The organism is Thermostichus sp. MS-CIW-30, from assembly GCF_054058015.1.
The window spans coordinates 78763-97758 of sequence record NZ_JBSRZW010000006.1 but is presented as its reverse complement, the minus strand read 5'-3'; the positions used below and the strand labels follow the sequence as shown (position 1 = coordinate 97758).

The 18996-nt window shown below is 55.8% G+C and carries 21 protein-coding genes and 1 pseudogene; 13 read left to right on the top strand and 9 right to left on the bottom strand.

What is annotated here, in order from left to right; genetic code table 11:
- Positions 1-126: 126 nt before the first annotated feature.
- Positions 127-495, top strand: a complete 369-nt coding sequence (locus ACVWXW_RS04265) for a hypothetical protein (protein ID WP_148202802.1) — start codon at positions 127-129, stop codon at positions 493-495.
- Positions 496-521: 26 nt separating this feature from the next.
- Here the strand turns inward: ACVWXW_RS04265 and ACVWXW_RS04260 are convergent, their stop codons facing one another.
- The 5 genes from ACVWXW_RS04260 to ACVWXW_RS04240 all read right to left on the bottom strand — a co-directional run bounded on the left by ACVWXW_RS04260 (position 522) and on the right by ACVWXW_RS04240 (position 4915).
- A complete protein-coding gene (locus ACVWXW_RS04260; protein ID WP_457402950.1) occupies positions 522-884 on the bottom strand; it encodes a DUF3493 domain-containing protein in 363 nt (120 codons plus the stop codon).
- 3 nt (positions 885-887) lie between these two features.
- Positions 888-1529 (bottom strand): hypothetical protein, encoded by a 642-nt coding sequence (locus ACVWXW_RS04255; RefSeq protein ID WP_011432202.1) that lies wholly within the window; start codon positions 1527-1529, stop codon positions 888-890.
- 135 nt (positions 1530-1664) lie between these two features.
- The gene (locus ACVWXW_RS04250) at positions 1665-2966 is read right to left on the bottom strand and encodes a gamma-glutamyl phosphate reductase (protein ID WP_457402948.1); all 1302 of its coding nucleotides are present in this window, start codon (positions 2964-2966) and stop codon (positions 1665-1667) included.
- 137 nt (positions 2967-3103) lie between these two features.
- Entirely contained in the window at positions 3104-3556 is a 453-nt protein-coding gene (locus tag ACVWXW_RS04245) for a hypothetical protein (RefSeq protein ID WP_414374957.1), read from the bottom strand.
- Between the two features lie 57 nt (positions 3557-3613).
- Positions 3614-4915, bottom strand: coding sequence for a hypothetical protein (locus ACVWXW_RS04240; RefSeq protein ID WP_414350140.1), 1302 nt, complete (start codon positions 4913-4915; stop codon positions 3614-3616).
- 328 nt (positions 4916-5243) lie between these two features.
- Here ACVWXW_RS04240 and gshA point away from each other — a divergent pair, with 328 nt between their 5' ends.
- A complete protein-coding gene (gene gshA, locus ACVWXW_RS04235) occupies positions 5244-6398 on the top strand; it encodes a glutamate--cysteine ligase (RefSeq protein ID WP_414374961.1) in 1155 nt (384 codons plus the stop codon).
- Between the two features lie 473 nt (positions 6399-6871).
- Here the strand turns inward: gshA and ACVWXW_RS04230 are convergent, their stop codons facing one another.
- Together ACVWXW_RS04230 and ACVWXW_RS04225 are read right to left on the bottom strand one after the other, a co-directional pair.
- Positions 6872-7618 carry a TVP38/TMEM64 family protein gene (locus ACVWXW_RS04230; RefSeq protein ID WP_457402946.1) on the bottom strand — a complete coding sequence of 249 codons (747 nt, stop codon included), beginning with the start codon at positions 7616-7618 and terminating at the stop codon, positions 6872-6874.
- Between the two features lie 80 nt (positions 7619-7698).
- Positions 7699-8049, bottom strand: a complete 351-nt coding sequence (locus ACVWXW_RS04225; protein ID WP_011432208.1) for a phenylpyruvate tautomerase MIF-related protein — start codon at positions 8047-8049, stop codon at positions 7699-7701.
- Between the two features lie 183 nt (positions 8050-8232).
- On the opposite strand from ACVWXW_RS04225, the gene ACVWXW_RS04220 reads away from it, so the two are divergent.
- Positions 8233-8616 carry a RidA family protein gene (locus ACVWXW_RS04220; protein ID WP_011432209.1) on the top strand — a complete coding sequence of 128 codons (384 nt, stop codon included), beginning with the start codon at positions 8233-8235 and terminating at the stop codon, positions 8614-8616.
- Positions 8617-8633: 17 nt separating this feature from the next.
- On the opposite strand, the gene yidD is transcribed toward ACVWXW_RS04220, so the two are convergent.
- Positions 8634-8903, bottom strand: a complete 270-nt coding sequence (yidD, locus tag ACVWXW_RS04215; protein ID WP_011432210.1) for a membrane protein insertion efficiency factor YidD — start codon at positions 8901-8903, stop codon at positions 8634-8636.
- Between the two features lie 231 nt (positions 8904-9134).
- On the opposite strand from yidD, the gene ACVWXW_RS04210 reads away from it, so the two are divergent.
- Complete coding sequence (locus ACVWXW_RS04210) at positions 9135-10451, top strand: MFS transporter (protein ID WP_457402944.1); 1317 nt, start codon at positions 9135-9137, stop codon at positions 10449-10451.
- Positions 10452-10615: 164 nt separating this feature from the next.
- Positions 10616-11452, top strand: a complete 837-nt coding sequence (locus tag ACVWXW_RS04205) for a SpoIID/LytB domain-containing protein (RefSeq protein WP_457402942.1) — start codon at positions 10616-10618, stop codon at positions 11450-11452.
- A 312-nt stretch (positions 11453-11764) separates the two neighbouring features.
- Here ACVWXW_RS04205 and ACVWXW_RS04200 read toward each other — a convergent pair whose 3' ends face one another.
- Complete coding sequence (locus tag ACVWXW_RS04200) at positions 11765-12025, bottom strand: hypothetical protein (RefSeq protein WP_457402940.1); 261 nt, start codon at positions 12023-12025, stop codon at positions 11765-11767.
- A 103-nt stretch (positions 12026-12128) separates the two neighbouring features.
- On the opposite strand from ACVWXW_RS04200, the gene ACVWXW_RS04195 reads away from it, so the two are divergent.
- The 8 genes and pseudogenes from ACVWXW_RS04195 to ACVWXW_RS04160 all read left to right on the top strand — a co-directional run bounded on the left by ACVWXW_RS04195 (position 12129) and on the right by ACVWXW_RS04160 (position 18738).
- Positions 12129-12395, top strand: a complete 267-nt coding sequence (locus ACVWXW_RS04195; protein ID WP_414344071.1) for a CRISPR-associated endonuclease Cas1 — start codon at positions 12129-12131, stop codon at positions 12393-12395.
- 52 nt (positions 12396-12447) lie between these two features.
- A pseudogene (gene cas2 / locus ACVWXW_RS04190) lies at positions 12448-12588 on the top strand (CRISPR-associated endonuclease Cas2); the annotation flags it as partial.
- 56 nt (positions 12589-12644) lie between these two features.
- Positions 12645-14507: a type III-B CRISPR-associated protein Cas10/Cmr2 gene (gene cas10, locus ACVWXW_RS04185; protein ID WP_457402938.1), complete on the top strand. Its 1863-nt coding sequence runs from the start codon at positions 12645-12647 to the stop codon at positions 14505-14507.
- Between the two features lie 310 nt (positions 14508-14817).
- Positions 14818-15189 (top strand): type III-B CRISPR module-associated Cmr3 family protein, encoded by a 372-nt coding sequence (locus ACVWXW_RS04180; protein WP_457402936.1) that lies wholly within the window; start codon positions 14818-14820, stop codon positions 15187-15189.
- 39 nt (positions 15190-15228) lie between these two features.
- Positions 15229-15933: a type III-B CRISPR module-associated Cmr3 family protein gene (locus tag ACVWXW_RS04175; protein ID WP_457402935.1), complete on the top strand. Its 705-nt coding sequence runs from the start codon at positions 15229-15231 to the stop codon at positions 15931-15933.
- On the top strand, positions 15867-16826 hold the full coding sequence (locus tag ACVWXW_RS04170; RefSeq protein WP_457402933.1) for an RAMP superfamily CRISPR-associated protein: 960 nt from the start codon (positions 15867-15869) through the stop codon (positions 16824-16826). The genes ACVWXW_RS04175 and ACVWXW_RS04170 overlap by 67 nt, the downstream gene beginning before the upstream one ends.
- Before the next feature lie 410 nt (positions 16827-17236).
- The gene (locus tag ACVWXW_RS04165) at positions 17237-17809 is read left to right on the top strand and encodes a hypothetical protein (RefSeq protein WP_457402931.1); all 573 of its coding nucleotides are present in this window, start codon (positions 17237-17239) and stop codon (positions 17807-17809) included.
- A complete protein-coding gene (locus ACVWXW_RS04160) occupies positions 17767-18738 on the top strand; it encodes a DUF3685 domain-containing protein (protein WP_414421451.1) in 972 nt (323 codons plus the stop codon). Before ACVWXW_RS04165 ends, ACVWXW_RS04160 begins: the two co-directional genes overlap by 43 nt.
- Positions 18739-18996: the final 258 nt, after the last annotated feature.

Below are 18996 nucleotides of genomic sequence, written 5' to 3'. Positions count from 1 at the left end.
CCAAAATCTCCGATCCAAATGTTCAAACAAATTTACATCCGGTGGGGTCGTCCTCTGAGCTGATGGGAAGGTTGCTAGGGTTGGGCTAGGATCGGCCTGAAGATCACAGGACAAGGGATCCTGAACATGGGGCGTTCGGTGCAAGATTGGCGAAGGCAAACTCAGGGCAATCTGCGTCGTCTGGGGCCAATTTTGCTGGAGATCTTCGAGGAAAACGTCCCTCGCCTACGCCGCTGGGATCAGCAGCTCACCGACTGGGTGCGCAGCCACCGCTGGGGGGTGGATCCGTCTCTGCCCAAGGTGGCTATCTATGTCCTGGGCGCAGTGGTGATCCTGGCGATCCCACTTCTCACGTTTGTGGCTTTGGGGGCCTTTCTGACCTTTCTGGGTGTCCAAATTGTCCAAAAGTGGTCACAAGGGGATCCCGCTCGCCAAACTCAGCGCCGCTATCTGCGCAGTGCTGACGCGGATGATGATGACTTTGATCTGGATTGAGAAAGGGGCTGCGGGGAATGGGCGGGCTAACTGTCCGCCGACCGTTGGGGCTCCTGGGAGTCTTGCTGCATGCCCAAGCGTTGTTTGACCTGTCTGATCACCTTCTGGTGAGAGCGGTTTTCCAGCCTGTTTAGGCCGATGGCGCCGGCCAGGATCCCCAACTGTAAGGCCAAGCTGGGCAAGGTGGTGCTTAAGTCTCGCCCGGCCAGGGCTCGAAAGAAAAACACAAACGCCCCGATGGTAGCCGAGAACCCCACCGCCAAGTAGATGAAGCGCCGCAAGCTGCGGTAGGGAGCGGCCAGCTCCGTCAACAGCCTCACCTGCTCTGCTGAAGAGGGATCCCGGCGTTGCGACAGGGGCGATCTTGGCTTGGGATCGGAGTCTGCCATTGGCTACACCTCCTCAGGCAACAAGAGGGGCTCCCGACCGGAAACCCCCGCCAAAACGGCTTCGGCAGCGCGGCAGGCGGCCAGAATATCTCGCTCTTCCCCTCCCAAGTACACGCGGCCAAAGCTACCGAAAGGCATCACTTCTAGGATGTTGATCTGGGCAGATTTTTCTGCCTCGTTGGCAGCCAGGGGGGCATAGCCTGCCGGTTGCACCTCCAGGATATAGAGGGTTTGGCCAGCCAGGAGCATTTGGCCACGGCGGGAACGGTTAATCAACTGGGTTTGGTGGGGATCGATGTTGCGGATGATCTGGCTGGAGATGATGCGGGGCTTGAGGCGCTCCTGTTCACTCACCCCCAAGGCAGCCAGAATCGCCCGTCCGGCGGTGCGGGTATCCCCTTGGTTGCTGGAGTGTACTTCCAGAAGGCCGTAGAGGCGTTCCACCACCTGCAGCCCCGGCCTCACCGAGGTGGCCTTCAGGGCAATATCCATAACGCGGTTGATCTCGATGCCGGGGGAAATCTCGACCCACAAAGAAGTGTCCCCAGGCAGGGGCAAAAAGCCGTAGGCTACTGTGCCCAGATAAGCAGCATACTGGGGTTGCAGCCGATCCAAAAACACGTAACTGCGAAGGTCGATCCCCAAAAAAGTCCTCCCTTTGGGCTCAGTTGGATGTTGAGCTGATGGCGATCTACATTCTCATTCTCCAGCCTCATCCCAGCTCTTGGATCTTGGGCAGACCGGCCAACCTTGGCGCATCAGTTGGGTTGCTGCCCGGCTCTACAGATCGCCCTGAGCCACCACCTTCACCGTTGTCAGGGCTTCCACGTCGATGGGCCCGCGCACGTGCAGCCGCTGGGTAGAAATGCCCAAAGACAGGTCGCGAAACGCTCCCAACGTGGGGATCCCAGCTCCCCGGCCTGCCGAGAGGGGGGAAGTGTTGATGTGGATCAGGGCGGCATCTACTTCCTGGAGAAAGCGCTGGGCCGCCGATTGGCTATCGGTGAGGATCGTCTCCGATTGACGGCAACCATTTTTGTTAATCCAGGCGATCGCCTCCGTCAGGTCGGCAATGGGCTGCAGGCGCAGATGAGGCCGTTCTGTCGAGTCAAAGCCTTGCCCAAGCGGCTGGAGCTGCGGGAACTGTTCCAGAATGGGGGCGGCTGCCTGTACAGCAATCCCGTGACCCAGCAAGTCCTCAATCAAGGCGGTCAGATGGTTGGTGGCCCAATCGGTGTGGATCAGCAGCCAGAGGGTGAGAGGCTGATAGATGGGGATCCCTTCTGAGCCATACTGGGCGAGGGGATCCAACAAAGCCGATTTGACCAAGGGCCAAGGGGCAGTGCGATCCAGATAGATGTGGCCGTAGCCCAAATGGGTGGCCAGAGTCGGCACTTTGCTGGCCTGCAACAGGAACTCCACCCAGCCGGGGCGACCGCAGGGAATCACCAGGTCGAGGTAGCGGGTTTGCTGTAGCAACGGCAACAGTGGGGAATCTGCTTGGGGATCTGCGGTTCGGTCTTGGGCGGGCAAGGTTTGAATGGCCCCTTCCGGGATCCCGTGCTCATAAGCCGTCTCTGCCAACAGGTTGACCATAGCCTGGTGAGTTTTCTGGATGGGACCGCTGCTGGCCAAAATCACGCCATTTCCTGTTTTTAGGCACATGCCAATGCCATTTAAGGCAAACTCGGGGTAGATTTCGTAGACCAGAGCAATCAACCCCAACGGGACGCGGTAGCGGCCAATAAACAGGCCATTCTCCTGGCGGTGCCCTTTCTCCAGCTTGCCAATGGGATCCGGCTGCTGGGCCAGGAGAGTCAGCAACTGGGCGGATCGCTGTAGACGCTCGGGGGTGAGCTTCAGGCCGTTGAGGATCCACTCCGGTACGGTTTGCTCGCGGCAACTTTCCAGGTCGAGGGTATTGGCTTCCAGGAGCAGATCGGAGCGCTCCAACAAACACCGCGAGAGAGCCAGCAGGGCCTGGCGCTTGGTTTGGCTGCTCAACCGCTGCATCTGCGGTAGTAAGCGGCGTACCTGTCGCAGAGTGGTACCTAAGTCAAAGTCTGAACCGAAATCTGTCACTTGAACTTCTCCCGCCTAGCCCATTAGAGACAGACCCGCTGCGTTCTCCAGACCACTGCTAACAAGAAATGGTTGGATCCACAAGTGCTGGGGCTGCCAATTCTGGAGACCAGTCGCTGGAGAAAATCTCACTCACCTCAGGGCCGCCGCAGCAGCAGGATCGCCGTTACCATCAGCAGCGTTAGCAACAAGCCGAGAATCATGAACCAACTGAGCAACTGGGTTTGGTTTGGGAAGAGCACTGCGCCGATGAACCCAACCGCCAAGACAATGCCCAAGCTGAGGGTGAGGCCCAAGAGCGCGGATCCCTGTAGGGTGTTTTCCCGCCGCAACACCCATTGGTAGCCGTTCCAGAACCACATTTTGCGATAGGGATAAGAAACGGCCAGTTGCTCGATGTACAGGCGGTCGGGGGTAATGGCAAAAATATGCTGGCAACGGCTACACCCAAAGGCTTCGGTTAGGGTGATCAGGCGTAACTGACCTTGGTGGCAGCACGGGCAGGGGTAAATTTTGGTGGGCTCAAGGGTCTGAGCGACACGCGAGGCTGATTTTTGACGGGGAGACTTGCGGGGAGAAGAGAAGGCCACAGCTCTCAGCCGGTGAGAAGTTGGGATCCCTCACATCCTATCTTCAGGAAAGCGGAGTCAAGCCACCCAGAGATGGTGGACGTAGCGCCAGGTGAGGATTTGGTTGAGGGCGAGGAAGATCAAAGCTAGAAGCCCGTAGCCCAGCTTCAGGATAGTGCCAAGATAGCCAAGCACCCTTTGGGGGATGAAGCTGAAATCGGTGTGTTTGGCCCAATGCACCAACGCCAGCACCTGCAGGATGTGAACCGGCAGGCAATAGCGGCTCATGCTTCGCTGGCCCAAGGGGCTCGTACCCGTCAGGGCAATGTAAAACATGGCCCAAGCAGCCAGATGAAATCCCAGCCGCTCCCGCCAACACTGGCTTCTACCTGCCATAACTCCTGCCGCATCCATTAAACCTGTAACAAGCAGGGATCCCAGGGTGGCAGACACAAACAGTTGGCTAAGAGCGTCAGCCCACAGCCCAGGGTCTTTCATCGGTGCAGAAAGAGAGAGTAAGCTTTGCCAGCGTTCGGCGGAAAGGACATATGTGCGAGCTTGGAAAATAGCTTGATAATTGGCTTTCACGCCGGTAAAGTAACGCTGCATTTCCAGGTAGAGATCCCAGCGTCCGAAGCGGAGCTGACAGTAGAGAAAAAAGCCCAGGCCACCCAACAGAGCCAAGCTCGCTGCCATACTCGTCCAAAACCAACGGCGGGCTTGGGTTCTCTCCCCCGCTTTCAGGAGATTCAAAAAAGGGAGCAGCGCCACCGGCAAGCCGACAATCCGAGTAGCACTCATCACCAAGCCGTGGATCCCAGCCAGGAGCATCAGCAGGGGACGGCCCCCGTGAATTGACCAGTAGAGAAAACCCAGTAGGCTGGCCATAAACAAAGATTCGCTGTAGCCCACGACCAGGTAAAAGCTGGTGGGATAAAAGAAGATGAGCAAACTGGCCAAAATTTGCCAGAGGGGGGGAATTTGCCACCTGCGGTAAAGCAGGAAAAGGTAAACCCACATCAGCCAGCAAAAGAGCTGGGCGGTGAGGTAGAGCCCCAGTTCAGGGTCAACTCCCACAAGGTGACTGATTGCGGCCACTGCCAGGGGATAGCCGGGGAAAAAAGCTACGTTGCTCTGCTCATAGGCAATCTTGTCGAAACCCACAAACTGGTACCCCCGCCGCACAATGCTGAGATACCAATAGCTATCCCGCTGACTCAGGGCTGTGAAGGCAGAAGCATAGTCGCTCTCCTCACTCCAGAACGGGATCATGAAGATCTGCAGCACCGTCAAGGCCAAGCTGGGCAACAAGATTTGCCCTAAAAAAGGGGCAAGATGCTGCCGACCTCGCTGCAACAGATGACTGAGAGGAAAGCTCATCGCTGAATCTTTAAAGACGGAGATGTCACTTCGATTTCTTCTTGGTAATCATCTTGGTAATCATCGGCAAGGTTCACCTGCCAGAGGTCGTAGTTCCTTTTTGATCTCCACCCTAAGGCCCTGTGGATTCCTTGCCAAAGTCTAGGACTTTTGAGATACCGCTTGGTTCAATTGACACCCTCTAAGAGTGAGAGTGTAAATATTATAAAACGGCTCTAGAACAGGTCGAGAAACTTCCCCACCACCGGCCAATTCCCTGCCAAAACCTAGGACAATGAGGGGAGAAAGGAAAGGTTAGACTGGTGAGGCTGCGGCTGGAGGCTGGCCTGTGCTGTTGACCAAGGGCTTTGAGGTGGAAATGTACACCGGCACCGCCGCCGGGGAAGTGGTGGGCTTGTCGGATCGCATTTGCCAGGCTTTGCCAGGGTTTGTGCGGGAGCCGGATCGGCGCAACGTGGAGTATATCACCCCTCCCCTTCGCCGCTACGAAGACCTGCTCTGTGCCTTGTTGCGGCCTCGCCTACAGTTGCGGCAATTTTTGCGCCGTCTTGGCCCTTACACCCTTCTGCCAGGGAGCACGCTAGCTTTGGGCGGCAGCGACCACTTCGAGCGGTCGGATCCCGGCAACCCCTACCACGACTACATCGAGCGCACCTATGGCACGCGGGTGGTAACTGCTAGCATTCACATCAATGTTGGCCTGCCAGGTACCGAGGCCATCTTCCGGGCCTGTCGCCTGCTGCGAGCGGAAGCATCTCTCTACCTAGCTCTGAGCGCTTCCTCTCCTTTTCTGGACGGACGGGTGACGGGATCCCACTCCAGCCGTTGGCAGGTGTTCCCCAAAACGCCGGCTCAGGTGCCCTTCTTCCGGGATCACGCCCACTACATTGCCTGGATCCAGGAGCAGCTAGCCTTGGGCACCATGCAGAATGTGCGCCACCTGTGGGCCTCGGTGCGACCCAACGGCCCGGAGCGGCCCTACCATCTCAACCGGGTGGAGCTGCGCATTTGCGATCTGGTGGGGGATCCGGTGATGGTTCTGGCCATTACCGCCTTGGTGGAAGCCCGTCTCTGGCAGTTGCTGGCCCAGCCGGAAGCGCTGGATCCCTTGCGGGGGCCCTTTACCCCGACAGAGCTGGAGAGCCTTTGCGAGGCCAACGAGCAGGCTGCTGCCCGAGAATCGCTGCAATCTCATTTGGTCGATTGGCGGACAGGCCGGGAACGGGCGGCCCAAGAGTGGATCGAAGAGCTGCTGACCGAAGCTTGGCGCATTGGCCAACCTCAGGGCTTAGGCTGTTTTCTAGCTCCCTTGCAAACTCTGCTCCACCAGGGCAATGAGGCCCAACGCTGGCTGAAGCAAGTCAACCAGGGATCCACACCTGCCCAGGTGTACCAACAGGCCATCCAGGAGCTGGCCGAACAAGACCGAGAGAGCATGACTCTAGTCAATAATAAGCTCAACTATACTGAAAATAATGTATAATATGTTCAGTACGGATTACTACCAGTTGATCTTTCTGTTTACTTTCGAGTCTGCCAACATGGTAGCCAAAGCAAAGCAGAAAATTGGTAGTAAGACGACACGGAAACTGCGCTTTGGGTATTCTACTCAAAGCTTTGCGGGATACCGCCATTCTGTTTGGAAACAAACAGAATGCTATCGCTGCATAGTTGAACAGTGATGTTCAGCAGTGTTCAGCGTAAATGTATCAGGCAGGAAACCCTCTGCCAAGTTGTTGGCTAAGCCTCTGCCCAACGGTGAGTGTTCTCAACCCGGTGCTTTCTACACACTAGCTCGCCGAGCCAACTTATAGTCATTTCAAACTGGATTGAGACACTCCTACTGCTGCCCAAACGCTCCGCGCCGCTTCTGCGACCACCTCCAGTCCTTCTCCCAGAGAGAGAGGAGTTGGGAAGCAATGCAACAGATTTCATTCTTGTTTAAAATGCAATTCCCTAGGCAGGCTCCACCGCTTCTTGTAGGGCTTTGCGGGCAATGCGAGTGACGTAGAGGGTAGCAGCTACGGTGGCGATGAGCCCCACGAGGCGAACGACCCATTGGGCGGTTTGAGCCTGAGGATCCAACTCCCTGCCTTCCATGTTGGCCAGGGATCCCGCCAACGAGCCGATGTACACATACATAAAAGTGCCCGGCACGATCCCGGCAGTGCCCAACAAGTTATCCAGAAAAGAAATTCGGGTCAGCCCCAGGGCGTAGTTGAGCACATTGAAGGGAAACGCAGGCGACAGCCGAATCAGGCCGACTATTTTCCATCCCTCACGTCCCAACGCTCGATCGATGGCCGCAAACTTGGCGTTTCCCTCAATCCATTTCACCACCTGTTCCCGCGCCAAGTAGCGCCCGATTAAAAAAGCCAAGTTGGCTCCAATGGTTGCCCCGATCAGCACGTACACAGTTCCGGCCAGCAACCCGAACACGGCCCCTGCCCCCAAGGTCAGCACCGAGGCTGGTAGAAGCAGCACCGTCGCTACAATGTAAATGGCAATGAAGAGGATTGGCCCCAGCAACCCCAAGCTTTCAATCCAAGCCAGAGCTTCGGCGAGCCAGTCTTGAATAACTCCAAAAAATCCCAATCGATGGGCTGCCCAAAAGATAAAAATGGCCAAGCCCAAGCCGGTAGCAAGCTTAAGCAAAATCCGCTGCTTTTGGGGATTTGTGTTGAGTTGAGGTAGCTCTTCCATTGGCTAAACTCCTACAAAGTTCTTGTGAGGCGAGCTAGGGCAAGCCAGAGTAGACAGCTCTTGGAGTGGGGGAAGTATCTTTACCCGAAAGTCGTGCCGTTCCATCCCCAAAGATAGCCTTTGGCATCGCTGAACTCAATGTAAATCCTCTTCTTGGGGATCCCCAATCGGGCCTCGATGGTGCCACAAAAAAACTCGCTCATGGCCCGGGTTTGTTGGGCGGAAAATTGCCCGATACTCTTGATTTCTAGGTAACAACAGGGATCCCCACTGCCAGCAAAGGTCATCGGGATCCCACCCTCAAAGGCGGTCATCACGTAGGCTTCCGACTTGCCCAACTGTTCCGATAGAGCAGCAGACAGCACCTTAAGCAGTTCCTCTACTGCGGCGATTTCTGGTTGCACAGACGTTTGCAGCTTGATCAAAGGCATGGATCCCTCTCCCTATCAACAAATTCATCTTGAAATTCATCTTGGCATTCTCAGCCCCGCTCTTCGGCAATCCACCTGTGGTAGCGTAGCGACAGAGTTGGGCAAACCTCTATGGAGCAGACGAAGCCGGCCAAGCCAGAGATCGGCCACCAGCAGGGCCAAATCGGGCCAGGCCATTGTGCTGTGCAAACTGAGGCTGCCCCCGCTCCTGTCGGCCCTTACAGCCAGGGCGTTACTGCTCTGGGGCCGTTTCTGTTCACCGCCGGACAGGTGGGCCTGGATCCCAAAACCGGCAAACTGGTGGGGGAGGACATTGTTTCTCAAACTCGGCAGGCGTTGCTGAACGTGCAGGCAGTGCTGGAAGCGGGGGGCACCACTCTCGCCAATGTGGTGAAGACAACGGTTTTCCTGGCCGATATGGAGGACTTTGCGGCCATGAACGAGGTTTATCGAGAGTTTTTTGCCACCGATCCGGCTCCGGCCCGCTCTTGCGTACAGGTGGCCCGCCTGCCCCTCAATGCCCGAGTAGAAATCGAGGTTGTGGCCTGCTACCCACAATCGACCTAAATGTCTCCTGAGTCCGGCTAGCGGAATGGTTTCTGGGTCGGCGCGGATCCCGGCAAATCGGGAACTGGATCGTAGCCCCCTGGGTGCCAGGGATGACAGCGACAGAGGCGACGGATCCCCAGCCAACCCCCTCGTAGGGCACCGTAGCGCCGCACCGCTTCCAAGGTGTACTGGGAGCAGGTGGGGTAGTAGCGACAAGCAGGCGGCAGCCAAGGAGAAATACCCACCTGGTAACCCCGGATCAGGGCAATCAAGCTGCGAGTGAGGGGATCCGATCGTTCAGGCATGGGTCGGAGTCCAAAAAGCGCATCTCTAGGTAACTTGAGGTTAGCTGTTATCCCAGACTGGAGGCGCCTGCAAAGGCGAGCAGGGCCGGTTCCCAGCCCCAGACCATACGGTTACAATCAGAAAGGTTAGCACCTAAATATTTCGGGCTGAGGGATCCGGCGAAGGTGGGCTTATCCTAGGGCGCGGTTCTGGGAGAACGCTTTGAGTTCCATTTTGCATAAGGAGTTGGCGTGAGGGTATTCGGGCAGCTGCAGCCGGCACAGCGGCGCAACTTGGGCATTTTGTTTGTGGCTGGGCTGCTCTTTTGGGCCAGTTTATCCTCGCTGCTGCCCACGTTGCCTCTCTACGTCAGAGATGCCGGTGGCACCAGCCAGCAAGTGGGCTGGGTAATGGGGGCCTTTTCGATTGGGTTGCTGGCCTTTCGCCCTGCGTTGGGTCGCCTGGCGGATGGCCACAGCCGGCAGATCGTGCTGCTTATCGGCATGGGGGTGGTGGGGATGGCCCCCATAGGATACTGGCTCTCCGATTGGATCCCATGGGTAGCGCTGGTGCGAGCCTTTCATGGGGTTAGCATCGCCGCTTTTGCCACGGCCTATGTGACTTTGGTGGTGGATTTTGCCCCAGAAGAAAAACGGGGTGAGATCCTGGGCTACATGAGTTTGGTCAATCCGATCGGCGCAGCCATTGGCCCTGCTTTGGGCGGCTTTTTGCAGGAGTTTGCCGGCTATGGCCCTTCGTTTCTCTTCTCTGCTCTGCTGGGGTTGGTGGGCTTTCTTTGTACCCAACTGGTTCGAGAACAGCGGCGTGAGCATTGGGGATCCCTGCCGATGGACGGAGCCTTCTGGAGCTTTCTGGGCAGCCCGAAGGTGCGCTCCCTCGCTTGGGTGATGTTTTTGGTGGGGTTGGCCTTCGGCACCCAGACCACCTTTGTGGCCTTGTTAATCCAAGAAGCCGGAGCTCCCCTGAATCCAGGTCTTTTTTATACGGCAGTGGCCTTTGCCAGCTTTGGAGTGCGCCTGCTCACCGGTCGCGCTTCCGATCGCTATGGGCGGGGGCCATTTATCTCCCTCAGCTTGGCCACCTATGCCTTGGCAATGGGGATCCTGATTGTTGCCAACAGCACCGGCGCTTTTCTGGCTGCTGGGATCGTGGTGGGTTGCGGTTTTGGGACTTTGATCCCTCTCATCTCTGCCCTCGTGGCCGATCGCTCGGAGCCGGCGGAGCGGGGTCGCCTGTTTAGCTTGGTGATGTGCGGGTTTGATTTGGGCATTGGCCTGGCGGGGCCCCTTTTGGGCACCTTAGCAGCGGGATCCGGCTATCGAGCCATGTTTGGCTATGCGGCTCTTCTTTCCTTGGCTTCCTTGGGTTCTTTTCTCTTCTTCTCCAATGGGCGACCGGGGGACTCGCTGCGCTTTGCCTTGGGCCTGGGGCCGGCTAGCTCTTCGGTCCATCTAGAGGGCGGCCGCAATCGGCTTGGGTCGCAAGAACCCGACCCTCTGGAGCCGCCGGATCGGCCCGCTCCGCTGGAAACGGGATCCCGTTCATAGATAGTCTCATATCTCTATCAGATCCCCCCTGCTCCACACCTGATCCACACCTGAATTGAGACTCAAGCCCTCTGCAGTTTCTACAGACAAACCGGCCCATTTCTGGAAACTCGCCCTATCCTAAGTTGGAGTTGGTGTACAAAAGGCAACTCTGGATACGGATTATGGAAGCGCGGCATTGGCTGGCCCTGCTGGGATCCCTGGTGGTCAGTGCCTTCTGGGGATGGGTGGAGTCTGTCTGGGGGGTGACAGTGCGAGTGCAATTGGCCGATACCACTGCCCCTCTGGTGGTAGGCGTTTCTCTCCCTGCCCAACTGATCAACGGTCGGGGAGAGGTGCTGGCAGATCTGCCCCCTATGCAAGGGTTTTTGGCTCAGCCCAGCCCTCAAGGGGTGCGTCTGCATGGGGTGGTTGACCCGGTGCTGTTCATCGAACCTCAGGAGGGTGGCCTGGTGGCAGTGAATGGCCGCTGGTACTCCGGCAAGGTGCTCTTGACTGGCTACAACATGGTGATGGCCATCAACTACGTGGATCTAGAAGACTATGTGGCCAGTGTGGTGGATGCAGAAATGGGATCCCGGTTCTTCCCAGAAGCCCTGAAGGCGCAAGCGGTGGCAGCCCGCAGCTACGTTCTCTACCATCGCAATTCCCGCGGTTGGTTTGATGTGTTTAGCGATACTCGCTCCCAGGTGTATCGAGGGCTTTCCCAGCGGTCGGCAGCCGCCCTGGAAGCAACACAAGCCACCCGTGGTGTGGTCATGGTGTATGGGGGTCAGTTTGTCAATGCCATGTACAGCGCCAGCAGCGGCGGCCAAACCGTCGGGGTGAGTGGGATCCCTTATTTGATGAGCTTACCGGATGTCAGCCCCTATCCCAAGTTTGGGCATGGCATTGGCATGAGCCAGTGGGGCGCCCAAGAATTGGCCCGCCGAGGCTGGACTTACCGCCAAATTTTGGCCTACTACTACCGAGGGGTCAGCTTTGCTCGTTTGCCAGAGTGAGACCTTCAGTGCCCTGATTTGCTCTGTCTGATACATTTACGCTGAACATTGCTGAACATCACTGTTCAACTATGCAGCGATAGCATTCTGTTTGTTTCCATTCGCGTTAGCGGGACGGAGTCCAAACAGAATGGCGGTATCCCGCAAAGCTTTGAGTAGAATACCCAAAGCGCAGTTTCCGTGTCGTCTTACTACCAATTTTCTGCTTTGCTTTGGCTACCATGTTGGCAGACTCGAAAGTAAACAGAAAGATCAACTGGTAGTAATCCGTACTGAACATATTATACATTATTTTCAGTATAGTTGAGCTTATTATTGACTAGAGTCATGCTCGTCTGCGTCAACCGAACCGCGGCTTTTGGGCCTGAAAGACCTCTTGGGCTTTGGGATCCCCTCGCTGAGGGCGGCGTTGAACTCCACTTCGGTCATGGTGCTAGAGCCGAGATAGTAGCCCCAACGATACACCAGATCCCCAAAGATGCCGTAGTGTCTCAGGGTTTGCAGATCTTTCATCAGGAGCGCACCGTCACGAACGGATCCCACACCAGAAACCCTGCTCTGCTTTTTCGCCATTCGCATCTTCCCTTACAGCATTTTTGGGCCTGACTTTTAACTTGAAGAAGACCCCGTTTTGTTCCCACCTCAGCTTCAATTTTAGGCTTCTGGGAGTGGCCTCATGGGTAGAACACTCTATGTGTCCCAACAGGATTGCTACCTCAGCCTCGACCAGGAACGCCTGGTTGTCAAACGGGCTGGAGCTGTTCTTCAACAGGCTCAATTGCCCCACTTGGATCAGATTTTGATCTTTGGCCATGCCCAAGTCACAACCCAACTGATCCAGAGTTGCCTAGAGCGCAACATCCCCATCGCCTATCTTTCCCACATGGGGTACTGTGCTGGGCCGTCATCAACCGGCAGGTGCAGACCTACAAGCAGTTTGTAAATGATCAGATCCCTGTTTACTTGCCGTTCCTCATCCACTGAGGGGATCCCACATGCAGCTCTACGTCATCACCTACGACATCCCCGACAACAAACGACGCAAGAAAGTCTCTGACTTGCTTGAAGGCTATGGCCGGCGGGTTCAGTACAGCGTCTTTGAATGCCGACTGGAGCAGCATCAGTACCAAGACTTGATCATACTTGGGAAAGCTATTGGACTCTGGTTCCGCTGGGGGATCCCGACAAGCCTTTGCAAGCCAAAACTAAAGATCCCGACTACAAGTCCTGGAAAGAATCCCAGCAAACTCTAGCCCAAAGCCGAGTTGAATTGCCGACCAACCCTGAAGAAAAAGCCTATGGGAATTTGAATGTGGGCACCTGGTGGGGCAGCTTGCAAGCGCGTTTGGGTCAGTCGATTCAGGCTATTAAAAATACCCGCACCTGGCAGATCCCGGTGGCCCCTGGGGAGCGGTCTACCCTCTCAGGCATGTACAGCGCGGTTCACCCCAATTTGCTCTATCGGGATCGATTCCGTGAAGGGGCAGGGTTGCCGGCGGGATCCCTGCGCATGTTCTGGAAACTGATGGCCGAAGTTTATCCGGGGCTTTTCAACGGCTCGGAGATGTTGAACGCGGTGGAACTGACCAAACGCATGGCCTGGAAGTATGGGGGCATTGCCAACTCTCTGGGAGTAGCCGAAGAAGAGGACGATCTGGAAAACCTGATCCGGTTTCCCAACCTCAGCTCCATTGCAGCAGCCCGCTTTGCCCATGATGCTCCCGAAAAGGTGAAACAGTATTGGCACGTGTTGGAGAAGCAGATCCGACAAGTTCTGCCGGAATATCGGGATCGATTTGGATCCCTGACGCGCCGCCCTTTTCAGGTGCCGAAGACGGATGAGCAAATGATTCCTGATCCCCAACCCCTCTCCCAGCGGACGAGGGGAGAAGCACCCTACAACGGAGTGATGTTTTCCAGCAGATGGCTGGTGGACGATCTGGGGCTCCAGGATCCTGAAGATATTGCCCTATTGCGAGAAGCCGTGGATCAAGCCCATCGACAGGTGGGTCTAACCGGGGGCAGTCCCTCCGACTGGTGGGTGATTGTACTGGCGGATGGAGACAACATGGGCAAGTATGTCAGCGGCTCCAGGCTGCACCCCTACGAAACCTACCTGGCCGAAGGAGTTGCCGATCAATTGAAGAAAAATGGCTTGGAGTGGCAGCAGCTTTTGAAGAATGTCAAAAAGCGCATGGGGCCAGCCACCCACGTGGGGCTTAATCGGGCCTTGTTGGATTTCTCCAATCGGCTGGTTCCTTACCTGACGGAGAAACGCTTCTGTGGTCGGGTGGTCTACAGTGGCGGAGACGATGTCATGGCTCTCTTGCCCTTAGAAGATCTGCCCGAATATCTCCTCTTCCTGCGCGCAGCTTGGTGTGGGAATTGGTGTGGGAAACGGGATCCCAAAGACGAGTTCAGATTTGAAGGAGGATTTTGGCATCCCCAGCCGGGTAAAGATCTCTCCGGCCTGCCCAATCGTCCCCTTTTCACCATGGGCGAAGGAGCCACCATGAGCATCGGCGTGGTGATCGCCAACAAAGGGATCCCTCTGCCCACCGTCCTGGAAAATCTCTGGGAAGCTGAGAAGCATCGAGCCAAGAAGATCCCTGGCAAGGATGGTCTTTGCTTCCGGGTCATTTACCAATCCGGGAATACCCTGGAAGCTCTCATGAAAGGGAAACTGCTGGAGCAATGGTGGGACTGGTTAAAGCAAGGGCCGGAACTGGATCTGGGGCCAGTGCTATATCGTTTGGCCGAAGAACTGCCGCTGCGCTGTGTGATCTCTGCAAATAACAAGCTGTTTAAGCTGGCCACCACCACGATTTTGGCGCGACTAGACCGAGCTGAGAAGCTGGAACCTGTTCGGGAGCTTTTGGTGAACTGGATCAATGCCTGGGAAAGCTGGGCATTCGAGTTTCAAGGCAAGTCAGAGGCTCTGGGCACCACTCCTAGAGATTTGGGTAATCTCTTGAGATTCTCAGCCTTTTGGATAGACAAGAAAAAACAACGAGATGATTGGATCAAAAAACCTCAGGAAATTGAGGCAAAGTAAGAGGATCGAGATGCGGTTACAAGACAAAGCCAAGTTACGAAATATTCACCCCTGGAGAGTTGAAGATTACCATCACATGATCGAAAACGGTGTGTTGACCGATGCCGACCGGGTGGAGTTATTAAAGCCGGGATCTGGGATGACTGGGTTGTTGATGTCAAGGCCAAGGAGAGCGCTCTTTATCACACCTTGCGGAAGGTTTTTATCAAGAAGTGCAAGTGGTTAAAGAGCGTGATTGCCTCTCTCCTTTGGCTTTCTCTGAGGTCACCTTCTGTGTCGAAGATTTATTTCCACAAGGCAGGTAATTCTTATGTCTGAAACTCAACTGTACTGGTACGCCCTAGAGCCTATGGATGTGCTGCTCTTTCGCGAGAGCAAACCTTTTTCTCCTGGCGAGGGATCCTGGGCGAAAGGATTATTTCCCCCTATGCCCACCACGATCTTTCAAGCGCTACGCTCCGCCCTGCCCTACACCTCAGACAAGGCTCGAAATCTCAAGTTCCTAGGGCCATTTCTCCTGGATGAGCAAGATACGCTCTGGCTACTCGCTCCCAAGGATCTCCTGGCTACGGGTCAATCGGATCCCCATGCTGATCCAGACGCTATCCGAGAAGATAACTTCGAGGAGAAAATCCGGGGAGACAAGTACTCTCGTCTGCAGCCGGTCGAGGGGGATCCTTGAAAATCTATCGGCTGGGATGATCAAAAACTCCCGCCCCTGGTGCCTCCGCCTCTCAAAAAAGGGGAGTACATCAAAGGTCGTCCCTATCCCTGGATGCGGGCCTCGGCGCTGAGTGCCTATCTACAGGGATCCTTGCCCCAGGCCGACGACTTTCATGAGGATCCCTGGGATACCCAGGTACTACCTCACATCGACATCAAATCTGACACTCGCCAAGTGAAAGAGGAGGCGGGCTACTTTACCGAGGTGGCAACCCGGCTGCGGTGGGGGTGGCGATTGGCGGCAGCCATCAGTGCTCGGATCCCGGCCACCACCGTTCGCTTGGGCGGAGAGGGACATCGCGCCCTGGTCACGCCTCTGGAAGATTGGGATCCCGGCATCGATTGGGAGCGGTTTCGGCAGGGGACGGGTCGGGTGGCTTATCTCCTCACTCCGGGCCTAGCGCAGCCTGAAGCGGATCCCCGCATCTATCAGGCCTATCCCTCCCAGTGGCAGCCTTATCTGGCGGGATGCGCCACGGATCGGGCCTTGCTATGGGGTGGAATTTCTGCGGTTCGGCGACAGGGCAGTGAGCGATTAGACTTTGCGCTGCTACCTCAACGGGCTTTCATCCCCGCCGGCACAGTGTATCACTTCAAGGAGGATCCACCACTGCCAAGGCAGCTTGTGGGTAACCCATGCGCCCAGTTGCAGACTTTTGCATCGTTGAATTACGGAACACTTTTGTGGGGAATTGTAAAATGATTCAACCTGACTTTCGCGTTGGCTATCTTTACAGCCTTGCCCCCATCCATTGCGGTGGAGAAGGCGACTTAGGCAATATCCTGGAAATTGCCCGTGAATCTCACACCAACTTTCCCTACATCCCAGGATCCTCTTTACGAGGAAGCCTGCGGAACGAGGTGACACTCCAAGATCCAGAAATCGCTGATACCCTCTTTGGACGGGAACTCCAAAAAGACGGCCAGATGGGGGTTCACCAAGTCTGGTTTGGAGATGCCCGTTTACTGTGGGTGCCGATGCGCACCATGTCTCTAGAGGGATCCGATTCCGTTTTCTGTTGGGTGAGCTGTCATTCCCTACTGCGAGATCACGCCTTGCTGTGCCGTCAGCCTCTTCCAGTTCTCCCCAGAACCCCTGTAGGAACAAAACCTGGCGTTTATGTTGTGGCAGACGCAGAAGTGCATGTTGAGAAACTCCCTGAAGGGCAAACCTTCTCACTGGTTGGGGAGTGGCCTACTGTTTTACAGGGGGATACCCAAAAAACCTGGAAACACAATCGGATCATTCTTCCCGACAGCGATTTCCAGATCTTGATGGAGCACTCCCTTTGGACGCAGATCCGTAACAAGATTCAGGAAGATCCTGAAGGAGCTAACCAAGTAGGCTCGGCAGAAGTGTTTTGGACAGATGTGTGCATCCCTCGTGACACGATTCTTTATTTTACTTGGGGATATAGCCCCCTGCCCTATCAGCAAGATCTCACCCAAGAACATGAGATTTTGATCAACATTCTTCAAGGTTTGTTCCAAGTAGGAGGACAAGCCAACGTTGGACGAGGCTGGGTTCAAGGATGGGTCTCCAATGCTTCTCCGCCCGCTCTACAAGCCAAATCTGAAAACACCGCAGGAGTTTAAGGATGTCGAAAAACAAGTACGCCAAGAGCTCTCCTAAGCCCGCTCCTCCAAATCCCAAATTGGAGAGCAAAGCTATATCTTCCAACCCGCCAATAGACAGATCCCCTGTTCCTACGTCGTCTGAGCGACAACCAACAGGCGTGCGCCCGGAGCATATCAGCCTGCTAGCCTATAAACACATCCAACAGTACATAAAATCTCAGGGGAAACAGTCTCTTTCTCAGGAAGATCTCAACGCAGTGCTCCGACTTTCCCAGCACCTGAGAGTTTTTGGCTTACTCTCGGCCATAGGATATGTTAACCAGTCCAATGCTCAAGAGGGTAAAGTAAGACAGAGAACAGTTCCTGTCTGGACTTCTTTATTGGGACAACTGGTTAACGAAAATAATTCCTTAGATTCCAGAGAATTAATGCAGCGGATCCAAACTTTGGCCAGCGACCAACCGGGGGATTTGCAAAATCTCTTGAGCGAACGGTTGCAACAGACCCAACCCCTGGTGAATTTGCTGGTGGTGGATTTGAAACCGGTGGACATTCCCCTGTGCCAATCCCTGCGCCGCCGTTACCCCCACCTGCCCATCCTCGCCCTGGGCCCCCCGGTGAGCCGGGATCAGCTTTTACAATTTCAACAACTGGGGCTAGCGGCGTATGTGGAACGGTACACCCCGGCGGCGACCCTCTGGCAATGGATGCAGGCCATTTTGGGGGGCTATTCCCCCTGGTTGCAACCGGCCATCCTCACCCCCCGCTGGCGTTCCGAGTTGTATACCCAGGGTTTGGCGCAAATTGAGACGGCCCTGGCGCAATGCCAGCAATGGGCCCAACGTCCCCGTCCCTGGCTGGCAACCCAGATCACCCGGGGGCGCATCCGGGAATTGCACGCCGCCCGCCGGTTGATCACCTGGCTGTGGCGACCGGGAGCCGTGTTGGCCCCCCCGCCGTGGCGACTCCCCCCCCTGCCCTCCCCAGTGGGGAACGATTGAGCCAGGTGCGGCAAAAATTCAACCAACCCCTGACCAACACCAGCAATCTATTATTGGAAACCGACCTGCTCCGGTTTGAAAAACAACGGGAACTGTGGAATACCATTCTCAATCGGTGGGAAGCCCTGCTGGCGGAATTGCTCGAAGCCCGCATCACCCCCGAGGCACTGACCCCCCGTTGCCCCGAGTTGGTGGAACGGCTGTGGCAGGAAGCCCTGACGGATTTTGTCGGACGTTATTACACCATTGACGGGCAGGATGTGATTGACATCCTCCTAGCACAACGGGACACGGTGCGCGCCCTGATTTTAGACAAAATTCCCCTGGTCAAGGACCTTTTTAGCTTTCATCTCTTTCAAACGCCCCTGGGCATTGATGGGGTCTTGTATGCGGCCAACAGCCAAATCGCCAGCGACCACGCCGCCATCCTCCTGGAAAATCTGGTGATCCAGGTCGCCAACGGGGTGGTGCAACCCCTGCTCAACTGCTTTCCCCACCATGAATCGGTGAAGCAACGGTTTTATCGCCGCAACCTGCTCTCTACCCGGGAAACCGAACGGCTCCGCAACCAACTTTCCCAACGCTACCGCTGGCAACGCTACTGGGACGAACCCCGGGCGATTTTTGAGAGTTGTTATCAACTTTTGCGTATCCAAGACCAGGCGATTGTCCTGTACCCGGTGTATGCGGGGCGCACGGCGGAACTGGCCCAACTCCGGGGCATTCCCTGGCTGGTCACCCTCTGGTTGGAGTTTCAAGATGCGGTGGCACCCATACTGCGGGCGGTGGCAAATTACATTGGCCGTACCAGTGCCTACCTGCTCACCCGGATCATTGGGCGGGGCTTGGGCTTGATTGGGCGGGGGATTTTGCAGGGTATTGGCAGTACATTGCAAAACAATCGCTCCCAAGAATCCTCCCAGTTATAATCCATCCCATCCGTAATATTTGATAACAATTTGGCGTCCTGAGCATTAAAACTTGCTTAAGGCAGGGGCGCCGTCGGGTTGCCTTTGTGTTAATTGAATTGAATTGAGAATGATATTTATTATGTTCAGGTCTAAAGTTATTACAAACGCCACTAATAATCAAGGAGGTTCTGGTGCCACATTCAGGGAGTCAGCCGGGAAATAACGGTCAAAAACTGGGTTTTACCTATGTCAACGAGGCGGCAGTGAGCCGGGCTA